22 protein-coding genes are annotated in these 22,350 nt (G+C 38.1%); 9 read left to right on the top strand and 13 right to left on the bottom strand.

Going from position 1 to position 22,350, the window contains the following annotated elements; translation table 11 throughout:
- Positions 1-40: 40 nt before the first annotated feature.
- The gene (locus tag F985_RS15255; RefSeq protein WP_002156372.1) at positions 41-424 is read left to right on the top strand and encodes a PaaI family thioesterase; all 384 of its coding nucleotides are present in this window, start codon (positions 41-43) and stop codon (positions 422-424) included.
- Positions 425-542: 118 nt separating this feature from the next.
- Here F985_RS15255 and F985_RS15250 read toward each other — a convergent pair whose 3' ends face one another.
- The 5 genes from F985_RS15250 to F985_RS15230 all read right to left on the bottom strand — a co-directional run bounded on the left by F985_RS15250 (position 543) and on the right by F985_RS15230 (position 3,470).
- Entirely contained in the window at positions 543-1,124 is a 582-nt protein-coding gene (locus F985_RS15250) for a histidine phosphatase family protein (protein ID WP_004702403.1), read from the bottom strand.
- A gap of 1 nt (position 1,125) precedes the next feature.
- Positions 1,126-1,566: a hypothetical protein gene (locus F985_RS26285; RefSeq protein ID WP_004702402.1), complete on the bottom strand. Its 441-nt coding sequence runs from the start codon at positions 1,564-1,566 to the stop codon at positions 1,126-1,128.
- Between the two features lie 69 nt (positions 1,567-1,635).
- Positions 1,636-2,109, bottom strand: a complete 474-nt coding sequence (locus F985_RS15240) for a hypothetical protein (protein WP_004702400.1) — start codon at positions 2,107-2,109, stop codon at positions 1,636-1,638.
- Between the two features lie 94 nt (positions 2,110-2,203).
- Positions 2,204-2,530 carry a hypothetical protein gene (locus tag F985_RS15235; protein WP_004702398.1) on the bottom strand — a complete coding sequence of 109 codons (327 nt, stop codon included), beginning with the start codon at positions 2,528-2,530 and terminating at the stop codon, positions 2,204-2,206.
- Between the two features lie 16 nt (positions 2,531-2,546).
- Positions 2,547-3,470 (bottom strand): hypothetical protein, encoded by a 924-nt coding sequence (locus tag F985_RS15230; RefSeq protein WP_004702396.1) that lies wholly within the window; start codon positions 3,468-3,470, stop codon positions 2,547-2,549.
- A 746-nt stretch (positions 3,471-4,216) separates the two neighbouring features.
- Between F985_RS15230 and F985_RS15225 the strand changes: the two genes are divergently transcribed.
- Together F985_RS15225 and F985_RS15220 are read left to right on the top strand one after the other, a co-directional pair.
- Positions 4,217-4,801, top strand: coding sequence for a TetR/AcrR family transcriptional regulator (locus tag F985_RS15225; protein ID WP_004702392.1), 585 nt, complete (start codon positions 4,217-4,219; stop codon positions 4,799-4,801).
- Positions 4,802-5,036: 235 nt separating this feature from the next.
- Positions 5,037-6,377, top strand: coding sequence for an aspartate aminotransferase family protein (locus F985_RS15220; protein ID WP_004702391.1), 1,341 nt, complete (start codon positions 5,037-5,039; stop codon positions 6,375-6,377).
- 148 nt (positions 6,378-6,525) lie between these two features.
- On the opposite strand, the gene qhpR is transcribed toward F985_RS15220, so the two are convergent.
- From qhpR to F985_RS15205, 3 genes are all read right to left on the bottom strand, one after another.
- Positions 6,526-7,560, bottom strand: a complete 1,035-nt coding sequence (qhpR, locus tag F985_RS15215) for an AraC-like transcriptional regulator QhpR (RefSeq protein ID WP_031944505.1) — start codon at positions 7,558-7,560, stop codon at positions 6,526-6,528.
- A 308-nt stretch (positions 7,561-7,868) separates the two neighbouring features.
- Positions 7,869-9,194: an HAD family hydrolase gene (locus F985_RS15210; RefSeq protein WP_004702388.1), complete on the bottom strand. Its 1,326-nt coding sequence runs from the start codon at positions 9,192-9,194 to the stop codon at positions 7,869-7,871.
- Positions 9,195-9,268: 74 nt separating this feature from the next.
- Positions 9,269-10,270, bottom strand: a complete 1,002-nt coding sequence (locus F985_RS15205) for a phosphotransferase enzyme family protein (RefSeq protein ID WP_004702387.1) — start codon at positions 10,268-10,270, stop codon at positions 9,269-9,271.
- Between the two features lie 181 nt (positions 10,271-10,451).
- On the opposite strand from F985_RS15205, the gene eat reads away from it, so the two are divergent.
- The 3 genes from eat to F985_RS15190 all read left to right on the top strand — a co-directional run bounded on the left by eat (position 10,452) and on the right by F985_RS15190 (position 13,907).
- On the top strand, positions 10,452-11,867 hold the full coding sequence (gene eat / locus F985_RS15200) for an ethanolamine permease (RefSeq protein WP_004702385.1): 1,416 nt from the start codon (positions 10,452-10,454) through the stop codon (positions 11,865-11,867).
- A gap of 390 nt (positions 11,868-12,257) precedes the next feature.
- Positions 12,258-13,322, top strand: a complete 1,065-nt coding sequence (locus F985_RS15195; RefSeq protein WP_004702384.1) for a catalase family peroxidase — start codon at positions 12,258-12,260, stop codon at positions 13,320-13,322.
- 12 nt (positions 13,323-13,334) lie between these two features.
- Entirely contained in the window at positions 13,335-13,907 is a 573-nt protein-coding gene (locus F985_RS15190; protein WP_004702382.1) for a cytochrome b, read from the top strand.
- A gap of 244 nt (positions 13,908-14,151) precedes the next feature.
- Here the strand turns inward: F985_RS15190 and F985_RS15185 are convergent, their stop codons facing one another.
- From F985_RS15185 to F985_RS15175, 3 genes are all read right to left on the bottom strand, one after another.
- Positions 14,152-14,505, bottom strand: a complete 354-nt coding sequence (locus F985_RS15185) for a hypothetical protein (RefSeq protein WP_004702381.1) — start codon at positions 14,503-14,505, stop codon at positions 14,152-14,154.
- Entirely contained in the window at positions 14,502-14,852 is a 351-nt protein-coding gene (locus F985_RS15180) for a hypothetical protein (protein WP_004702380.1), read from the bottom strand. Before F985_RS15180 ends, F985_RS15185 begins: the two co-directional genes overlap by 4 nt.
- Positions 14,853-15,073: 221 nt before the next feature.
- On the bottom strand, positions 15,074-15,979 hold the full coding sequence (locus F985_RS15175; RefSeq protein WP_004702376.1) for a LysR family transcriptional regulator: 906 nt from the start codon (positions 15,977-15,979) through the stop codon (positions 15,074-15,076).
- Positions 15,980-16,077: 98 nt separating this feature from the next.
- On the opposite strand from F985_RS15175, the gene F985_RS15170 reads away from it, so the two are divergent.
- Positions 16,078-16,674, top strand: coding sequence for an NAD(P)H-dependent oxidoreductase (locus tag F985_RS15170; RefSeq protein WP_004702375.1), 597 nt, complete (start codon positions 16,078-16,080; stop codon positions 16,672-16,674).
- Between the two features lie 55 nt (positions 16,675-16,729).
- On the opposite strand, the gene pobR is transcribed toward F985_RS15170, so the two are convergent.
- Entirely contained in the window at positions 16,730-17,545 is an 816-nt protein-coding gene (pobR, locus tag F985_RS15165) for an IclR family transcriptional regulator PobR (RefSeq protein WP_004702372.1), read from the bottom strand.
- A 141-nt stretch (positions 17,546-17,686) separates the two neighbouring features.
- Between pobR and pobA the strand changes: the two genes are divergently transcribed.
- Complete coding sequence (pobA, locus tag F985_RS15160) at positions 17,687-18,901, top strand: 4-hydroxybenzoate 3-monooxygenase (RefSeq protein WP_004702370.1); 1,215 nt, start codon at positions 17,687-17,689, stop codon at positions 18,899-18,901.
- Between the two features lie 158 nt (positions 18,902-19,059).
- On the opposite strand, the gene alr is transcribed toward pobA, so the two are convergent.
- Positions 19,060-20,352 (bottom strand): alanine racemase, encoded by a 1,293-nt coding sequence (gene alr / locus F985_RS15155; protein WP_004702368.1) that lies wholly within the window; start codon positions 20,350-20,352, stop codon positions 19,060-19,062.
- 1,245 nt (positions 20,353-21,597) lie between these two features.
- Here alr and F985_RS15150 point away from each other — a divergent pair.
- A complete protein-coding gene (locus tag F985_RS15150) occupies positions 21,598-22,320 on the top strand; it encodes a UTRA domain-containing protein (RefSeq protein ID WP_004702366.1) in 723 nt (240 codons plus the stop codon).
- Positions 22,321-22,350: the final 30 nt, after the last annotated feature.

The following is a 22,350-nucleotide window of genomic DNA, read 5'->3' as shown; positions in this document are numbered from 1 at the left end:
ATAACACTTAAGGAATACTCGCACGAGTAGGGAGACGTTTGTGCAAAATATGGAAACTACCGCGGTTGATCAATTCGCAGAGCTATTGGGTGTTCAAGTGCTGCATCGCAGTTTTGATGAAGCGCGTTGCAAGCTTAATGTAAAAGACGAACACATGAATGCCTTGGGCGGTGTGCATGGTGGTGTCATATTTTCTTTAGCCGATATCGCTTTTGCGATGGCTTGTAATGCAGGGGATGCGCCATATACTGGCCTACAGGCGGATATTCGCTATATGAGTGGAGCGAAAGATAAGGTGTTATTTGCAACGGCAACCAAGGTTGGCAGTAGTAAAAAATTTGCGCACTATGAAGTTGTGATAACAGACGGTTTGAATAATAGAGTCGCTTTATTTACATCTACTTGTTATAGACTTGCGCCGTGATAGGCGTTAGATCTAGGGCAAAACTTATCAGGTACTAAAATTATAACCAAAATGATTAAGGCATAGGTTAATTCCGTTAAGTGAGTAGTCCGTATAGGCTTTATGAATGCGCTTTAGTTCAATAAGTAAAAACCTGAGTGTTTCTAATTGGCTGATAAACCAGATTGTATCTAAATTGCCGCATTAAATCTTTTGAAATTGGTTGAGGTTGTTGTATTTGCATCATCAAAAGTTGTAAAAACTGTCCGTGACTAAACACAGCCAAATTCTTTTGGACATAACTATCAGTCAATGCCTTTAACTTCTCATGGAAAGCTTGAACCCGCATATATAGATCTTCAAAAGATTCTGCATCATCGGCATCTTTATGCTGATAATCCATTTTCTCCCAATATGCATTTACCCAAGCTTTACGGTCATCCATATTGGTATTTGCACATTTACGCTCAGACAAATAGCTAAACTCATGCAAATGCTCATCTACTTCAAAATTGAGATTATATTTTTCTAATAGTGGGGCGGCGGTTTGATGTGTACGCAAATATTGAGACACAATCACATGATCAATTTTAGGCAGTTTTGAACATAGTGCTTGAGCTTGTTTATGCCCATTTTCACTTAAAGCAATTGAAGCATGTGACAGGGTTTTTCCATTAATGTTGGCTTCACTTTCAGCATGTCGGATCAGAAAAATACTCATGTTAATTCCGTTTTGATAAAACCAATTTCCGACTTTCATTGTAAAAAGTTAAGGTATAGCTTTTTAAAGTTTTCCCATTCGAACTTATACAAAACTTTCCTGAGACTGGTACTTTCCATTCTGAACCAACATTGCTTGCCAAGCCAATCCACGCGTGTCCATTGAAAGTAAATACTCGTTCATTTTCTATATGAAAGTCTTCGAAATAAATGGCATCACACCAAAATTTGTCAGTGTTATCAAAGTCCTTTTTAGAGAATTTCCAACAACTTAAAATTGAAAAATTACTTTCAAACCATTCATCCTTGTAGTTGAGGTGAATATAGTTATGAATAGCCTCGGCCGTAAGTTTCTCTAATTGTAGAACTCTTCGCTGAATGCGTCTTTTACTCGAATAAATGAACTTTGTGTGTTTTTCTTCTTGGTATTCATTTCTTTCCATAGTTGTAAATATTACTTAGTCGTTTGTCTAAAGTTAGTTAGCGTATTCATAAAATTTGAATAGAGGCTGTTAGGGGAGTGTTGCTATATATTTCATTAATTCACTTAGAGCCGATTCAACTGAATTAATTGGAACATGTTCAGCATATATCATTTCTTCTCTTAAGTTTGGATATATAAAAAATGGATTTCTATGTAGCTTAAATAAGAAAAAAATTGATTCTTGGTTTCGAACGCCAATTTTTGAAAAATCGTCAAAAGTTTCTTCTAAGGTTAATCTGTAATGCTCAATCAGCTCTTGATTTATGCAGAGATTTTCTAAAAAGTTTTCAATAGTTAAATTATAGTTTTTATGGAAGGGTCCTTGCACTAATGCTTTTAAATCTCCAATAAAGCTAGGCATGTATGTTGGTGAATCTAATGTACCAAATGAAAGTCCATTAATATTGATTGTAAGAGGTAAAAGATTCTTTTGAGGATTGATATTCAGAATAGTAAAAGAAAATTCTTTCGTACCAATTTCAATGTAATTTGATTCTATCATTTCATCATTAAGTTTTTTAAATAAATATTATACGCATTAAAAAAATGGGAGCAATCAGCTCCCATTTTTTAATTTTTGTTCATGGTCTTTGATATTAGCTGTAATTTCCCCAATCTCTCGGAAGATGCCAAGAGTTTGGTTTGAAATTCCAGTTAATAATATTTGAAGGTTCAAACTTTTCATCCAATATTTTTATATCAATAACTTGTTCATCGACAAGAGGTAATGTATGTGAACCAGTGTCGCTATCATAATCCCAAAGGTGATAACGATCTGTTTTATCTTTAAATCTATTGCTAGGACCTATATCAAAAGGAGCACATAAGCGAGTTAAAGACGTATTATCCTCTTTAGAAAAGAAGGTAACTTGTATTTTGCTTTTAGTATTAATAGCTTGAGTAAATATTTCTTTAAATTTCATTATATAAGCCCTTTGTTTATCTTAAAAGATTATCTATTTTTTGATCCCAATCAGGATCGTGAATAATTCTCTTGATTGCTAGATTATTGTTAATAATTTCAGTCTTAGTTTTTTTAGATAGTTGTTCCCAGTCAGAGTGATTAAATACATACGTAGCATTATTAGGGCTATCAGACTCTAAAACAGAGATACTTTTTTGGGGGAAGTGATAAATAACATATCCTTTATATCCACCTACTCCAATAACAATACCGCTGTGTTGATAAGATCCTATTTTATCTAATCTTTTTTCAATTACTGGTTTGACTGTTTTACTTAATTTAGGTGATATCGTTTGTTTAACTTTATCTTTTAATTCTTCTTGGCTATATGAGCCTGCTGGAAGAATTAACCAATTTACGATGTTGAATGTTTGAGGTAATGCTACGAAACCATCTTTAGCAGCTACGTGAAACTCCAAATCCGAGCCAAAAATTTCTAAAGCTAAGTTAAGCTTATGTAAGAATAAAGCTGGATCTTCTTGGCTATCACATTCTATTAATAAAAATTTCTCATTTTGGCTTTCAATGCAATTAACATGAATATTTTGAGCAGGAATAGTTTCTCTAGGATAGCGTTGATATGTTCTCCATGCTGTATCTTCAATTTCAACTCTATTATCTCTTCCATGAAACTCATAGCGAGTGTAGTAAAATGCTCTCGTAATAGTTTCTTTAGGTTGGTCTCTCCTAACAATTTCTTTGCCATCTGCATTTATTCTGGAAAATTTTCCGATTTTATTTGGAAGAAATGAATCCCCATCTTCCCATGTATCTTTATCAGATATTTTTTTTAGATGATCTGAAGTTAAATCTGATAATTTTTTACCAAGTAAAAATTTCCCTGGGATATTAGCTAAAGAATCAGGAATCTTTCTGAAGGATTTTTGTTTAAATCTCATTTTTTGCTCATATAAAGTTGATATCTAACTTATTTATAGGTGAATTTTTTTTATTCAATGGTTAGATCAAAATTTTATTAATTATTTAAAAATTAATTTTATATTGTTTATCTAATCTTTAAAAATAGCTCAATTTGACTGTTTTTTTATCACTTCTTTATAACCCCCACTTAACAATAACTCCTTCATTATTTAGCCTTACTTTTCTAATGATTTAATTTAAAACAAATGGCATGTTGCGTGCTTGACTGTAAAAGGGTTGGGCACTATTCTTTGCCTGCTGGCCTACATTGCCAGTCGATCGTCGCGGATCGTCCCTTAAGAGCATTAAAGGTTTTATACTTTTAGTGTGTACACCCTCGTGCCCCCTCTGCGGCGGAACGGGAGGGGGACACCTTTGGGTGTGCTGGAATCTTAAGGCCAGTCCGCGAACCCCCTTTCGTTCTGCCACCATAATTTCTATTCATGTCGGCAGAACTCCCAATAAAAAAGGAGTTGGCTTTGCACATCCATTATTTCTTGGCTCTCAATGCCAAAAGCTATAACGACACAGCTTAAAAATTAAAGCAGCTTGAACGCCTCAAGGTTTTCAGGCTTAAAGTCATTTTTACTTAAAACTTAGTAACAACAAAACTTGAGATGTGCCAAGCACAGTCTTTACGGCTTTGCTGTGCCTTTTTTTCTCCCAAAAAGGCACAGGCTTTTTATCTCATTTAGAAACAACAAGAATTTATAACGGAAAAATTATGCGAAATTTAGAAATCTCTTCCAAAAAACTACAGGTTGTTCAAACCGCAATTCAACTCTTTACCACCCGTGGCTTTCACACCGTAGGTGTAGACCTGATTGCTAAACAATCCCAAATCACCAAATCTACGTTTTATAAATATTTTGGCTCAAAAGAACGCTTAGTTGAAATGTGCATCGCCTTTCAAAAAAGCCTGCTCAGAGAGAAAGTGCTCGCTATTATTTACTCAAGCTGTTATTACGCGTCAAAAGATAAACTCAAAGAAATTATTATCTTACATACCAATTTAAACAGCCTCTATAACCTTTTACTAAAAGCTATTTTTGAAATAAAACTACTTCACCCGCAGGCTTACCGAATGGCAGTTGAATATCGAAAGTGGCTGCGCCATGAAATTTTTGATCTGATTTTTAGCGGAGAAATCCGTGAGCCACAATTCGATGCCAACATGGTGGTAAACCTGATAGATGGTTTACTACTACAGGTTTTAGGCTCGCAAGGTTTGGAGGAAAGAGATGTAGTGTTGGATTATTTTCTAAATTCTTTTGTTAGAAACTTTAGCCCACGATTAGGGGAAGTATAAGCCCTAATGATAAATAGCGATTAGATGAGCTTTGAGCATTGCAATAACAGAGCAATAAGTTGACTTCAAATTGTGGCTTAAGTGGTCTGAGGTCAAGTTTTTTTAAAGATACTTAAGCAATATGGTTTGCGTAACTTCAATCAAATACTGAAATATTTCGAATCAGCGTATGAGTTGCCTACGTCAGTCATCGTCTCGTGCAAAAGTATGCTGAATATAAATAGAGGAGTCATTCATGGGTACGCGTTCAACCATTATGGATACCAATAGCTTTCGTCCAGAACATGCTGCTGAGCTGGACCATGCTACCCGCAAACTGACCGATAAAAGAAATAAAATTTTAGGTGAATCCTATCGCTTGTTTTATCGTAATCCTGTGCATCTGGTGAAAGGACAGGGACAATATTTATGGGATGCAGCAGGTCATCAATATCTAGATGTTTACAACAATGTTGCCAGCATTGGTCATTGTCATCCTGCGGTGATTGAAGCGGTAAATGAGCAAATGAAAATGCTCAATACCCATACCCGTTATTTACATGAAAATATTTTGGATTATACCGAAGAACTTTTACAAACCACTCCCGATGAAATTGACCGTGCCATGTATATGTGTACGGGTTCAGAAGCGAATGATTTAGCGATTCGTATTGCCCGTGAATATAGCGGCGGTACAGGAATTATTGTGTCTCAAGAGTCGTATCATGGAACCAGTAGCTTAACATCAGGATGCTCTCCAGCGCTTGGAACTGAGCAGCCTTTAGATGCTACAACTCGTCTAGTTCCGGCACCTGATTATTATCGAATTCAAACTGATGATTTAGGCACATGGTTCGCGCAGCAAATCCAGCAACAAATTGATGATATGAATGCAAAAGGTATTAAGTTTGCAGGTTTTTTAGCGGACTCAATATTTTCTTCTGACGGTGTGATGCCTAATCCTGTTGGGTTCTTACAAAAAGCGGTTGATGTTGTACATGCCAATGGCGGTATCTTTATTGCTGATGAAGTACAACCGGGTTTCGCGCGCACTGGCGATTCGTTCTGGGGCTTTGGTCGTCACAATGTTGTGCCTGATATCATTACCACAGGTAAACCAATGGGTAATGGCGTGCCAGTGTCAGGGCTTTTAGCCAAGAGTGACGTTCTTGCTGCTTTTAGCGATAAAATTCCATATTTTAATACCTTTGGTGGTAATCCTGTTTCTATGGCAGCGGCACAGGCTGTACTTAAAGTCATTCAGGAAGAAGAATTGCAAACCCATAGCAAATATGTGGGAGGGCTACTTCTTAAGGAACTCACTAAACTTATGGATAAACATGAGATGGTGGGTGACGTACGTGGCGCTGGTCTGTTTATAGGGTTTGAACTGGTTAAAGATAGAGCGACAAAAGAGCCGAATAAAGCATTGGCTTTGAACCTTATTGAAGAACTCAGAAATACTCATCGAGTTTTAACCTCAGTTGCAGGTCCTTATGGCAATGTATTGAAATTGCGCCCACCTTTGGCTTTCCAAATAAAAGATATCGATTGGTTAGTTGGTGCTTTGGATCAAGCATTAACAAAATTAAAGTAAGACCTTCTATAAAAATACCCTTCAAGTTGGATGTTAAATCTAATTTGAGGGGTATTTTGTTGTTCAATTATCTTATGTGTCTTTAGAATTTATCTCGATTACTTAAATAATAAAAAGGCCTTTATTCAAGGCCTGTATTTGCAATGCTTTAGTGTCTTAATTGACGTGGTGTAACACCAAACCAGCGTTTAAATGCACGCGATAAAGCACTTACTTCTGAGTAACCTAATAAGAATGCCATTTCTGAAATGGGAATATTTTTCTGCTTAATATAATGTTCGGCCAACTCACAACGAACCTGATCGACTAAATGGGTAAAGGTGAGTCCTTCATTTTTTAAACGGCGGGTAAGGGTGCAACTCGTTAAACCAATATCATGAGCGATTTTTTCAAGGTTGGGTTCACCTTCACTCAGTTCAAGTTGAATGTGGGAACGCACCTGATCTGCAAGACTTTGACTTGGTGAAGCACGATTGAGTAGGTGCAACGTATCTAGAATCACTGTTAGCAAAATAGAATCACGGCCCGGCATAGTATGCTGGACGTCTTTTTTTGAAATGATGATGGAGTTAAAAGGTTGATCAAAATAAACAGGCGCGTTAAATAATTTACTGTGTTCTTGCCAAAATTCAGGTCGAGTATGCTCAAAGTGAATCGCACGTGGTGAATAATGAGGGCCCATCACTTCACGAATCACATTCATAAACATGCCCATGGTCAGTTCTGCATCTTGGCGGCGTGTTAAAATCGCACCATGTTGAACTTGATAATCTATACGCCAGCTATCTCCCAAATCGACCATTCGATTGAGGGTATCTTTCTGATGCAAATAAAAATTATTGGTCATGTTCATGAGTGCAGACTCTAGTGTATTTGAGCAAAGACCAATGTAACCAATGAGCCCTAATGATTTCGGTTGAAACTGTTGACCATAATGCAGACCAAAATTATCACAACCAGAAACCAGTGCTGCCTGTTCTAGTACTTTGCAATAATTGGGGAGTTGTAAGCTCAACGTTGGGCTAATTAAAAGTTCAGGATTAATACCACTAATACCTAAAACGCGATCAACATCTGCACCTTTTTGACGAATAAACTCGCTTAATCCAGAGGCAGCTGCAGACAATACACCTTGATTACACATATTTGAGTCGACAAGATGAGCTGGGTTGAGATGTAACATGTCAAGTCTCATGATATTTATTCCTAACTATTCTTATATTAAGCAAAAGCCATACCAGTTTTTGCTTACATCCTTGATTTTGTGTTGTTAAAAGTTTTTATAAAATAATGACTTATGTGTTGATGTTTTAAGTTTCAGGCTCTCTTCTTTAAGAAGAGATCAAGAGTTGCATTTAACGTTGGGTTGCGAACTAAAAGAAGGCAGAAAATGCATTAGAGATAGGCAAAAAGGGCAGAACTAAAACAAGAAATTAAGCGGCTTCTCATGCATACAACATGTATTGTAGGCATGAGAAAATAAGTGAAATACTAATTTTTTGTAGTTTTCGCCGTTTGCGCACCATAACTTAAACTAGCCATTGAGGGTCTAAATTGACCTGTATTGGCATCGCGCCCCTGTAGTAAGAACTTAGTATTGGCTTGACCATAGCTCTGCACAGCCTGCTGAGAAAACTTTCCAATATCAGAACTCGGACTGCGCAATCGGTTGATAATTAAAACTTTCTGAGTCGCCGCAAAATCTTGCATCATATTTTGATCGCCTTCACTGTCACCCGCGATAAAAATTGGCCCGTAACCATATTTAGAGACTAAAAAACGCTGGATGGTTGCGGTTTTGCCTTTACCTTGAGTTTGCGCATAGCCATGACGAAACTCAGGTAAAATTCGATTTTGTGCATCTCGTTCTAACTCCATGGCGTAGGCATTTTTTTCATTAATGTTATAGCCGATCTCTGGATTAGAAATAATTTCCTTAATCACATCAATAAAAGATGCCGAGCATACATAGACATCAATGCCATTGTCTTGAAAGGCCTTAAATAGATTTTGCATTTCACGGTATGGTCTTAAACCATTTTCCCAAGTGGTTTTCACAACGCCTGCTTGGCCTGAAAGCGCTGCGGGGGAAGTCCATGTCACGGGTCCAATCGGTTGCTGCATTTGCCAAGCCACCGTTGCTTTCACCAAATTACGGACCTCTTGTTCGGTAAGCCCAGTAAATAAATAAGTGACCCACGGATATGCAACTTCATGATCAAACGTGTCTCCAATTGCCGCATATAGATATCTCATTTTAGTAATGAAATCGAGATAATGCGGATCTTGTTTAATTTGATCCAGACTTTGCTTGCCTTTTAGACCGCTATAGTGGTGATAAAGCCATGTGTAGCTAGCAATAATATCTGGAGCGATTTTATCTATATTGACGGCTTGGCCTTGCTGGTTATTGTAGGCCGCTTCAAAGTTTTGCGAGCTAATTCCTTTACGAATAATCTGATTAAGCTGCTCAGGCGTGACATTAAACGCTAAGTGTTCAAGTTGATATATTAAAGTTGCTTCTTCGATGTCTAAAAATACCGAGGTATTGTCAAAGTCAGTGACAATATACGGGCGCTTTTCAGGGTTATAGTTCGGGCTATCTTTTCCATAAGTAGCAATCAATTGATTAAGTTGGTCAAAGTTAAAAGCATCCCATTGACCTTTTTGGATATATTCCTTTTTTTGAATAGTAACTGGGGGAGATGTGTTTTGTACAGGGTTGTAGTTACATGCGCTTAGGGCAATCATGCTTGCCAGACTACTGATGAGTAATAGTGCTTTGGCAACTTTGCTCAGTTGATGGGTAGCTTGCATAAACCCTTCCTTTAAATTCTATAAAAATTAAAAACTAAAAAGTGAAAATGAAGAAAAGCGATCTAAATCACTTTTCAAATTCCGACAGGCATTTGTCCGTTTAGATATTTTTTACAGAGACGCACAGTTTCATTGGACCATTGGTCTCCAAGACTTTGAGCCATTTCTGTTTGTGCGTGAGAACCATTCCAAGCCATCATTTGAATGCGGCGTTGCATGATAAAAGTCGGGATCATTTCATATTCTTCAGACTGAATATGACCTACGCGCTCGTAGCCTTTTAACCAGTAATCAACCCATTGTGGTGCATTTGCATAATGTTCATTGAAGCTAATTGCAGCAGCGAGGTCATGCATAAACCAGCTCATGCCGCAGTCATCAAAATCGATCACGCCGATACGTTCTTGTTGTAGTAAGAGATTAGTTAAACGCAAATCAGCATGAATCAGGCCATAGCGTTCTTGGGTTTTGCCAAAGAAATTTAAATCTTTCGAAATCTGTGCAATGGCTTCTTCAATTACGCCGTGATCTTGTGGTCTTAAATGAGGTGCATTTTTCCAATTTCCCCAGTGTCCATCTGCACCGACCATGGTTTCATGGTTCCACACAATACGTTGGAAGTTTTCAGGTGCTTGCCATGTCTTACTATGTACGTGCAACTTTGCGGTAATTTGCCCTAATTGTTCAAATGCAGTGGGGTCGACTTCAACAGTCGGCATGTCGCCCTCAACCCAGTTAAAAAGAACTGCATACCGATAAATATCATTCGATAGTTTCAAGGTAATGACGCGTTCACCCGATTGATCTGCAATCGCAACAGGAACTTGAATACCGCTGGCATTTAAAGCATCTAACCATTCAAGCTCACTTTGTATATCGAGTTTGCTGTGATAGTTCGGACGGTGAATTCGAAGTGCATATCGGGCAGATCCAGTCGAAACTTGATAGGTTGCATTTTCAGACTGACACAGTAGTTTGACCTGTCCTTGATAGTCTGATGGATATTGCTTAATTGCTTGTTCTGCCAGTATTTGTAATTGAACTTGGCTTAAAAATTCATTTTGTTCTACAGACATAACCCATCTCCTCAATTTAATTTTTAAACACGTTTCGTGTTGAGATGCCGTCGATCTTATAAAAGAAAAAATGAATCAACTTGACTTCAAGTGGTCGGGGAGATGTTTTGCTGTCAAGTTTTATGAATATCTTTTGCGCAACTATTGGTGGTGTAAATTTGGTCGATAAGGCAATACGACAATGAAAGAGTCTGAATTAAGCGTAGATGTTGGTGCTTTACAACAGGACGCAGAGTATTTTGCAAAACGTCAGTTAAAAAAGGGGGCAGTAGGTTGGTTACTTTTAGTGGGGTTGGGTGTCTCTTACGTCATTTCGGGTGACTTTGCGGGTTGGAATTTTGGGCTGGCACAAGGTGGCTGGGGAGGACTCTTTATTGCAACAGTCATCGTCGCGTTTATGTATCTCTGCATGAGCTTTGTAATGTCTGAGATGTCAACCATGTTACCTACCGCTGGCGGTGGCTATAGTTTTGCCCGTGTTGCATTTGGTCCTTTTGGCGGATACCTCACAGGGACTGCGATTTTAATTGAATACGCAATTGCACCTGCCGCCATTGCCGTATTTATCGGTTCATATTGCCAATCACTCTTTGGCATTGGCGGCTGGGCTGTTTATTTAATTTGCTATTTAGTTTTTATGGGCATTCATCTCAAAGGTGCAGGTGAAGCGCTTAAAATCATGTTTGGAATTACCGCCGTTGCTTGTATTGCACTGGTCGTATTTATTGTCGCGATGCTTCCACATTTTGACAGCGCACGTTTGTTTGATATTCCAGTCAGCGCTCATGCAGGTGCAAGTCAATTTTTACCATTTGGCTATATGGGAATATGGGCCGCAGTACCTTATGCCATCTGGTTTTTCCTTGCCGTTGAAGGGGTGCCACTGGCAGCCGAAGAAGCAAAAGATCCAGTACGTTCTTTACCACGTGGCTTGATTGGTTCAATGTTGATATTGGCATCGTTTGCACTTTTAATTTTATTTTTGGGAGCAGGCGCAGCGGGTTCAAATGCTTTAAAAAATTCAGGGGCACCTTTAGTTGATGCGCTTATTGCGGTGTATGGTCAGCACACATGGTTGGCAAGTTTTGTTAACTTTGTAGGTCTTGCTGGGCTTGTCGCAAGTTTCTTCTCAATTATTTATGCCTATTCACGCCAGATTTTTGCATTGTCACGTGCAGGATATTTACCAAAAAACTTATCGCTCACCAATGAAAATAAAGCGCCATATTGGGCCATTATCATTCCGGGCATTATCGGCTTCTTACTCTCTTTAACAGGTGAGGGGGACTTACTCATTTTAATGGCAGTATTCGGTGCAACCATTTCTTATGTGTTGATGATGCTTTCACATATTAAGTTGCGTTTGTCTCGCCCCGAATTATCACGCCCTTATAAAACCCCTGGTGGAATGTGGACGTCTTGCATTGCTTTAATTCTTGCTGCTGTTGCTGTAGTGGCAGGGTTAATGGTAAATCCAAAAGTTTGGTTATTAGCCGCACTCATTTATGTCGGATTTATACTCTATTACTTGTTATATAGCCGTCATCATTTGGTGAAAGGTACGCCTGAGCAAGAGTTCGCCATGATTGATGACTGATTTTGAGTGCAGTAAAAATAAAGAGGCTTCGGCCTCTTTTTTAGCGCTTATAAGTTATATCTGGCTCATGGAATGAAATATTTTCGCCAGTAAAAAAAGATCACCTCTTCGGACTCTCTCTGTCAATGTGGGAACTTTTACATTTTTTGTTCCCATGCTTTATTTATATGCATTCAAATGTTAATAAACTTAATACTAACCTCACGGTACGTAACTTATATGGCCCAGAAATAAATATTATATTAAGGCTTATCACTATTAGATCCAGAAATTCTGGGATTTTATTTACTCAGCTAATTTTGAACATAATTTCATCAAATCAAGTAATGCTCTTTTTATAGGATCAAACTTTTTTATAAATGCAGCTATATAATTTACACAGGATGAAGAATGAATAATTTGAATTTTAAAACTCTAAAGAAGTACTGGCTGCGATTCGTGGGTATTGCTGTAATCGCAGTTTTTTTAGTATTGGCATTTGCTTGGACTGCTGGTCTATTTGGACATCGAACAACATCCAAAACTTTTTTGGGTGACACATTAAAAAACTTTGATCCCGGATATCGACGTGCACATGGTAAAGGTATCTGTTTTGATGGTACTTACCACAGTAATGGTGCAGCAGCAGCACTCTCGAAAGGCACTGTATTTGCCAAGTCTGATATACCGGCAATTGGCCGATTTTCTATTGGAAGCGGTAACCCGCATGCGGCAGATAATTCTACCGCAACAGTGAGTATGGCTTTATTACTTTCTCCAGCCGATCATTCGCAGTGGCGTATGAAATTAAACAACTTTCCTTATTTCCCGACGCGAAATGCTGAAGGTTTTTTGGCGCAGCAAAAAGCATTTAAACCGGTTCCGTCTACTGGTAAACCTGATCCAGCCCTTGTTGAGGCTTTCTTAAAAGAATATCCCGAAGCGCGTAAGTCTATTGAGCAAAAGGCAAAAATGCCATTAACTGGTAGTTTTAGCGGCGCAGAATTTTATGTCGTAAATGCCTTTATATTGCGGGCAGCCAATGGACAAGAACAGCCAGTCCGTTGGTCTATGCGTCCTCATTCAAAATTTACTAGTCTGACCAAAGAACAACGTGATCAAGCTAACCATGATTTCTTATTTAAAGACATCAAAAAGCGTTTGGCTGAAGGGCCGCTCTATTGGGACTTAGTTTTGCAACTTGCCGAGCCAGGAGACCCAGTGAATGACCCATCTCAGCCTTGGCCAAAAGACCGTAAAGAAGTTATAGCCGGAACATTAGAAGTCAAAAATGTGACTGATCAGGTAAATGGCGCATGTCGTGATATTAACTTTGACCCAACTTTGGTGCCACCCGGAATTGAGTTATCAGATGATCCCGTACTCGCAGCACGAGCGGCGATCTATTCACAGTCTTACAATGCTCGATTACGTGAAATTGGATTTGGCAAAGCAACCGATGCCGTGGGCAAATAGGAGAGCTGAACAATGCAAAATAAATCTAACGTTAATGCTCCACGTCATTTTAATTTGACTGCTCGAATACTGCATTGGCTTATGGCGGCAGCAATTCTGGCTATGCTATTTATTGGGGTAGGAATGACCACCTCAATTACGTGGCGTCCGTGGTTAATTGATATTCACCGTCCTTTAGGAATCGCAATCTTACTATTGGTCTTCATCAGATTAATAAATCGACTTTATTACCCAATTCCACCATTGCCACCGACTCTACCGCGTTGGCAGGCGTTTATTGCTCATGCATCACATTGGCTGCTTTATATTTTGATGTTTAGTTTGCCATTGCTCGGATGGGCAATGCTATCGGCAGGTAATTGGCCTGTCACTTTATTTCCGGGTTGGGACCTTCCGCCTATAGCCCCCACCAACTCGACACTTTACGCTTGGTTCCGTACATTACATGGAATTTTGGCTTGGCTATTATTTGCTGTCGTTATTGGTCATCTTTCTGCTGCGTTATTACATGCATGGATTTATCGCGATGGCGTATTTTCGAGTATGGCTTTGGGGCCTTCTTCTAAAAAAGAGGACGCTGACTAGTTTGCTTGAAAGTTTTTGATTGAACGATGAGTTAATACTGAGGTTTTTATAGAGTTTATTTAAAACATATAAATAAGCTCCCCGATATAACAACTTAAAATAGAATTGATTTCTTAAGTTGAGAAATCAATTCAGCTATTTAGATACCTTCAAAAAAATTCATCATGACATCACAGCAGTCTTAGCGTTTACTTTTACCAATCCGACAGATCGTGAGGAGAGGGCTGAGAAGATGATAGAGGGCTTAAGGGTTGATCTTTCCACGCCGTGCATCGACGACATAGTTACCATCCACACAATTAATTGATATCAGATTACCACTCTCATCAACATAGTCAGCATTCAAAACCGAACTACATGGATGTTGTTGCAGTCTCAGCGCACTAGCCACAGCCTCTAATATTTCGGTCTGAGTTGCAGCACGCTCGGTTGTCATCTTTGGCATTTCAGCTATTTGATTAGCATTAAAATAAACATTTTGCGTAAAACCGAGTAATTGACCAAGTAAGGCTTGAGACAATTCTTGTTGTGTTTGTGCATTCACATTGCTAATCAGCATTGCTGAAATAAACCCAAATAGGCAAATGCGCGATTTCATTTACCTTTAACCTCACCTGTTAGAGGCAACACTTGATAGCTTTCCCCACCAGCACACTTCACTGATATTTTTGAACCATTGGCATCTAGTGCACGAGCATCAACCACACTATTGCAGTTTTTACCACGAACTCGAACACCCGCGGCCACACCATTATAAAGTTCAGCTTTCGTCAACGGATGCCCTTTAGGAAATTGAGGCATATCCTCTGTTCTTTTTATACCTACAAATGCATTGTATACAAAAGCTCTCAAGCCCAAGTGAGTTGCATCCATAGGGGCTTCCTCGGCGTGAGCAGTAGAGACCAATAACAAACCTGTAAGCAATGCGATAACGTTATATTTCATATAAGTAATTCTTGTAAAGTTAGTCTGGCTAATGCTCACATAAACGCTTTTTATAGTCAAGAAAGTTGACCGTCGCTTTATTATTTTTCTTCTAATAAAATAATAACTTAAGGGGTGTTTTGAGCGCGGCGCGCAGTGTGAATATAGAGTAGAGAAGTTAATTGGCGGCTAGGGATTGTTAAAGCTTGATTCCCCATGTTCAGGCCTTATGTATTTAAAGCTTATGTGTTTAGTTTAGACGGTAAATGCTGCGCTAAATAATCAATCGCAAGACGGGTTTTCAGCGGCATAAACGGCAGCGCAGGCCATACCAAATGAATCGGAAAGGCAGTGCTCGACATGTTTTCTAACACTTGCATAAGCTTTCCTTCACGTAATTCATTCTGAATGAGCCAATCGGGCAACCACGCAATACCAGCATCGGCAAGCGCGGCATCTTTAATAGCTTGTAAGTCATTTAAAAGAAGTTTTGCTTTGGGTTTAAAAAATACAGGCTCGCTGTTTTCCTCTTGAAGTTGCCATTTTTTTATTTGACCAAAATGCGGATCGGCAATCGTGGCGTGATGGTCTAAGTCTTCAATATTTTCTACGGAACCTGCTTCATTTAAATAGTCGGGTGAGGCACAAAGTAGCATTCGATGCTCACCAATCGGTTTGGCAACGAGCTGAGTGGTATCAGGCAATGCCCCGATTCTTATACATAAATCAAAACCTTCTTCGACCAAGTCTACAGTCCGATCATTAAATGAAATTTCTAACTGTAAGTCCGCATGCTGTTGAGCAAATTTAACCATAAACGGGGCAGCAAAAACTTGTCCGAACAGCACTGGCACAGACATTCGTAAACGACCTGTTGCGTTGATTTTTCTTTGGTCTAATAGAGCCGCTGCGTTTTGTATTTCACTTAACGCTCGGCGGCTATGTTCATAAAACAAAGCACCTTCGTCAGTCATACTGAGTGTACGTGTTGTTCTTTTAAATAGAACCACACCAAGCTGCTCTTCAAGTCGAGCAATATTTTTACTTATGGCTGAGCGAGTTAAATGCAATTGCTCGGCAGCTTTTACAAAACTTCCAGCTTCAACTACCGTCACAAATATAGAAATCGCACTTAGCTCATGTTGCATGATTGTTGCCTAAAAGGAACCAATGATAAGAAATAATATCACCACTGTTGAATTTATTGTGGAGTTAATATGGCTTGATCAAAAACGTGGAGATGGTCATGGCTAAAATATTGGTATTAAAATCCAGTATTATGGGTGAGGGTTCACAAACCAATCGCTTAATTGATGTAATGCTTGAACACCGTAAAGATCAAGGTTTGCAAGATGACATTACCATATGCAATTTAGCTGAAATGAACCTGCCTGTATTAGATCTGGAAATTTTTCAGGCGCTTCGTGGGGCTGAAAATATAAATCAAGACATTCAACGAATCGTTGCTTTATCTGATGAATTGATTGCTGAGTTAAAAAGTGCTGATTTACTCGTGATTGGCGCACCCATGTACAATTTAAATGTACCGACTCAACTCAAAAACTGGTTTGATTTAGTGGCACGCGCAAGACAAACATTCCGCTATACCGAAACTTACCCTCAAGGTTTGGTTGAGGGAGTAAAAGCGGTAGTGGTAAGTAGTCGGGGTGGTATTCATGTTGGCCAAGAAACTGAGGCAGTCACGCCTTATCTCAAAGCTGTGTTAGGGCTAATGGGCATTCATGAGGTTGATTTTATTTATGCAGAAGGCTTAGACATGCAGGCCTATCGAAGTAAAGCATTAGATCTGGCAAGCCAGCAAGTCAAAGAATTCGCTATTTAAATTATGGGTTGAAACTCTTGTAGCTCTAATTGATCACAAGAGTTTCTAAGTTTATTTAAATCACATTTCTAAGTTCATTTGCCGTGTTGCGTAGCAATGGCAAAATTTGTTGAACCAAATAGTCTTCTTGTACACGATTGGTTTGAGACATGCAGTTAAGCGCTGCTATGGCTTGACCTTGTGCATTAAATACGGGCACTGCAATCGCAATTACGCCAAGCTCATGTTCTTCTTTAGAAAGACAATAATCTGATAACGAAATACCCTTAAGTACTTCAAAAAACTTTGACTCATCTACAATGGTAAAAGGGGTTAAGCGCTTTAAACCATAAGTTTTTACCCACGTATGTTGTGCTTCTTCGGATAGTGCTGCCAGCAATACTTTACCTGTGGAAGTGGCATGGGCAGGGAGTCGGTTTCCTAAATGCATGCCATAAGGACTAACGCGTAAGTTATCTTGCTGCGGTAAATAACTACGAGTAATCGGCACCACTTCGTTATCGTCTAACACCACAATTGAAAAAGTAAGTGATGTCTGCGCACACAAAAGATTTAAAAATGATTGAGCAACTTTAGGCAGGTGGGCCGAGCTTAGATAAGAACTCGAAAAGCGCAGTACGCGATGAGTGAGCCAAAAGTAATGTTCATCTGTTTCTAAATAGCCTAAGTATTTTAAAGTCTTCAGATAACGCCTTGCCGCTGTACGACTAATGCCGGTTCGCTCAGCCACTTGAGTAACATTGAGCCGTTGTCGGTCTGTTCCAAAAGCTTCGAGTAAAGCTAAGCCTTTTGCTAACCCTGCAATGTAGTCATCTTGACGAATTTTCTCATGCGAGTTCGGGTGCTCTAGAAAAGCATCGAGAGAAGGCATCCTTTCATTCCTGTTATTTTGATTGTTTCTGTCCGCTATTCGGACAAACTAAATGATAAACGGTTATTTTCGTCTTGCATACATAGTGAACAAAACTTAAAGCCAGTAATTTAAAAGTCAGGATGAAACAAGGATGAAGTTATGGATATTTTAAAGACACAGGTTGCAATTATTGGTTCTGGACCAGCAGGGTTATTGCTTGGGCAGCTTCTATATAAAGCTGGCATTGATCATATTATTGTTGAGCAACGTAGTGCTGAATATGTGGCTTCACGGATTCGTGCAGGAATTTTAGAGCAAGTTTCAGTCGACTTACTGAAACAAGCAGGCGTTGACCAAAACTTAAAAGAAAAAGGATTACCACATTCGGGCATCGAAATCTTAACCAATGGTGAGTTACATCGGGTTGATCTGGCCGCACTAACAGGTGGTAAACAAGTGACCGTATATGGTCAGACCGAAGTCACCAAAGATTTAATGACTGCGCGTGAAGCAGAGCAGCTCACTTCATTTTATGAAGCTCAAAATGTACAAGTAAAAGATTTCTACACTGCACCAAAAGTTGAGTTTGAGTACCAAGGTAAAGCCTTTCAAATTCAGTGTGACTTTATAGCAGGGTGTGATGGTTACCACGGTGTCTGCCGTGCCAGCGTACCAGAAGACAAAATTAAAACCTTTGAAAAAGTTTATCCGTTTGGCTGGTTAGGGGTGTTGGCAGATGTCCCACCTGTAGCCGATGAACTCATTTACGTACAATCAGAACGTGGATTTGCTTTATGCAGTATGCGTTCAGAGACACGTAGCCGTTATTATTTACAAGTCCCTTTAACAGATCACGTCGAAGATTGGTCAGATGAAAAGTTCTGGGATGAGTTAAAAAACCGCCTAGACCCTGAAAGCCGTGAAAAGTTAGTAACAGGACCTTCTATTGAAAAAAGTATCGCGCCGTTACGTAGCTTTGTGACTGAACCAATGCGTTTCGGAAAACTATTTTTAGCAGGTGATGCTGCGCATATTGTTCCACCGACTGGAGCAAAAGGCTTAAATCTCGCGGCTTCTGATATTGCTTATTTATCAAGTGCACTCATTGAATATTATGCCGAAGGTTCAGAGCAAGGTATAAATCAATACTCTGAAAAATGCCTGCAACGTGTATGGAAAGCAGAGCGTTTTTCTTGGTGGATGACTCATTTGTTGCATCGCTTTGAAACTGAGAGCGAGTTTGATCATAAGATTAAACAGGCCGAGTTAAGTTATGTACTTGGCTCGATTGCGGGTAAAACCACATTGGCTGAAAACTATGTCGGTTTACCTTATGAGATTAAGCAAATTGATAGTTTTAAGCATGCAAGCTAAAGGCTAGATAAAAATAAAAAGGGCATGAAAATGCTCTTTTTTTATATAAAAAACTGGATAGGACAAAATAGTTTAAGAGATATGGTCATACTAAAAGTAGCCCCGATATTTTGAAAATTATTCTAAATAAAGGAGCTACTTATCAATTCACCTAAAGTTTACTCAGCGGTTGCTGCAACTTGATGATTACTGATTTGCGTTGATTGCTGAGATTGAATAGGTTTAATCACTTGTGGATTAGAGTTACTCCATGGAGTATAGGCCTCTGTCAAAATATGGCCTGTAAGACTCGTTAAATCACTAGATTGAACCTCAGCATTGCCTTGACGTCCAAATAATACAACTTCATCGCCCGCTTTGGCTTCTGGAATATCTGTTACATCAACCATAACAGTATTCATGGATACTCGACCAACCACTGGCGCTTTTTGTCCATTGACTAAGACAAAAGCTTTATTACTAAAACTACGACGGTAGCCATCCGAATAACCTACAGGCAAATTTGCAAGTTTGGAGTCACGTGTCAACGTATAAGTTTGGTCATAACCTACAGTTGAACCTTTAAGGTAATTATTAACTGCAGCAATTTGTGTTTTAAATGCCATCATGCGTTTAAATTCAGGGTGATTAGGAAAATCTCCATAAATAATTGCGCCTGCACGGACCATATCTAAATGTGATTCAGGAACATTTACAGTAGCAAATGAATTTGCTGTATGTAATGTTAATTCTTTACGATTCAGTTTGGCTTTTTTAATCAACCATGCTGTTTGTTCATTAAATTGAGCTAGGCGCTCACGAACATATTTTTCATCTTCTACAGCATAATGGGTCATAATACCGTCAATTTTAAGATTTGGAAGCTTAGTGATTGCAACAGCTTGTTCTTTACCTTGAGCTGTAGACATTTCAAGTCCATTACGATCCATACCACCCGAATTTAAAGCCAAGCTATAATGAACAGTTGTATTGTTCGCTTCTGCCCATTTAGAGATACGGGCAGCCTGATCATAATTACCCAAAAGCTCTTCAATATTTAACGCATGTGCATTGATGATTTCACTATTAGTTGCTGTACGTAAACGTGTAATTTTGCCTTTATAGCCATGCTTACGCACCATCGCTGCTTCTGCATTACTGGTGATGCCAATACAAGACACATTTAATTTCATAACACTCGGCATAAGTAGGTCAATACTATGCCCATATGCATTTGCTTTCATGACTACACAAAGTTGTGTTTTGCCATTAAGTAATTGATTTGTCTTTTTAATATTATCTTCAAAAGCTTGAGTATCAACTTCAATCCATGCATTTGCTGTAGGTGCAGGGCTGACTTCATTTGTGATATGAGACGTGAGTAAAGGTGCAGCATGGGCAAATTGTATGGAACCGAATAATACCAATGCACAGCTATAAGCGAGATGCGAAAAATTTGTTTTAAGTTTCATGAGTTTTTTAATCTTTCCTGGCTGAATATGATTTAACGCTGGGTGGATTTTTATGGTTAAGTACAGAGATATAATTAATTTAAAATGTCACACGATTTGATCAAAATAATACTTTCTCCTTAAAATATTATAGTCAGTGTTAAGTAAAATTTAATTTTGCTTAAACTGTGTTCATAAAATAAAAATGTGATTTTAAATAATCTTAATTAAATCTAAATATACATTTGTGAAAAAACAAGAAGAAAAATCATTATATTTTTTTGAACGTTATTTTTTTAATCTAATTATTGGTGATATTTTTAATAACAAATTTTAAAATATAACATTTGGTAAATAATTAACTTTATTATTAAAAGAGGTTTTTTTATTTTTATCATTTATTGATTGTGATTTTTTATCATTCGGTAAAATATAAAAAATATATGGAGGTAAACATCCGAAACTTTGTTTTATGGCATGTGAAATATTAAAATTATGATACTTATCATATGTTTGTATTTTTTATTAAAATTATTTAGAAATTTTTGGTTATACCGTGACAAATTTTTAAGCATCAAATGTCATATTTAATAGTTTTTAATTAATTAATTTAAATTTTATAAATGAAATATTAATTAGATTGAATAAATAGTTGAGTGGTATTTAACCTTGGAGGTGTAGCTATGGTTTTGTATAATAAATCGACGAATTGGCCTTATCTTGTTTTTTTAATTAAATTTGTTGTTTGAAATTTTGATTAAATTAAAATTTTATGTTTATTTTTAAATCAGGAAATTTTCTTAATATTTTAGTTTGATTAAATGGGTGGTTTTATATTGAGAGTTTTTAAATATAAGATGATGGGTTTATTTTTTAAATTACTCAAGAAGTTTTGGGGTTTTATTGACCATACTATTCTAATTCTACAAGGCAGTAATATAGGAGAGTGGATATTGAGTGTTAGGGCAAATCCTCAATTCCTGTGTAAGAGTCAGTACAAAATATGAATTTTTATCTTAAATAAGTGTCTCAATAAATATGATGTAATGATTAAGCTATGCCGTTTTCCTTGATAAACAGATGAGTCAAGGAAAGTTTTCCGAAGCCAGAGTATGCGTGCACACACGATTTTTTATGGAAAAGTTGAATTGAAAAAAGCGGGGAATAGGACGCGTTTTGCTTAAAAGATCAGCATTAATAAAAGCTTTTGTCACATTTTTTCAGTATATTGCTATTAATTTCTTTATTTATAAATTCTAAGTTTGTATGGAACAGGACCAAGCACGCATACCTAAATATATTCCTATCCGCGATGCAATTGCCCATGATATTGAATCTGGCGTATTAGAAGCCCACGCAAAACTCCCATCAGAAAGAGTGCTGTCTGAACAGTTCCAAACCACTCGTGTGGCTGCACGTGAAGCTTTACTGGCTTTGGAAACCGATGGTTTGATTTATCGATTAGATCGCCGTGGTTGGTATGTTCGTTCTCCTCGTATTATTTATCATCCGCAATCGACAAAAAACTTTAATCAGTTTGTGATTGAACAAGGCTATGAACCTTCTACAGAAGTAATTTCGAGTGAACTTACGCAAGCTACTTCTTGGGATGCCAAGCATTTAAAAGTTGAAAAAGGGCATCCGATTTATTCAGTTTGGCGACGTCGTTGTATTAATGGACGACCTGTTTTGGTTGAACATTTACGTGTGAACGCCGAGCTTTTTCCTGAGTTTTTAACTCATGATCTCAAGCAATCCATTACTTTACTGATGGCAAATCAATATAACTGCCATATCACCAGAGCCGACATTAACCTCTATCCAACAGCTTTATCGGAACAACAGGCCAAAGCGCTTCATGTCAATGTTGGCGCGCTCGGTTTATATATTTGCCGTAGTAACAGAAATGAAAAGGGCGTGATTACCGATGTTGACCAAGAATATTGGCTACACGATGTCTTAGATTTACATTTCGAAGCACGAGCATAAAAATACAATCTGGTTTAAACCAGATTAATC

Origin of the sequence: Acinetobacter seifertii, from assembly GCF_000368065.1 — a bacterium.
Classification (GTDB): domain Bacteria; phylum Pseudomonadota; class Gammaproteobacteria; order Pseudomonadales; family Moraxellaceae; genus Acinetobacter; species Acinetobacter seifertii.
Note: the sequence above shows the minus strand (reverse complement) of the source record. Positions and strands in the feature narration are given on the sequence as shown.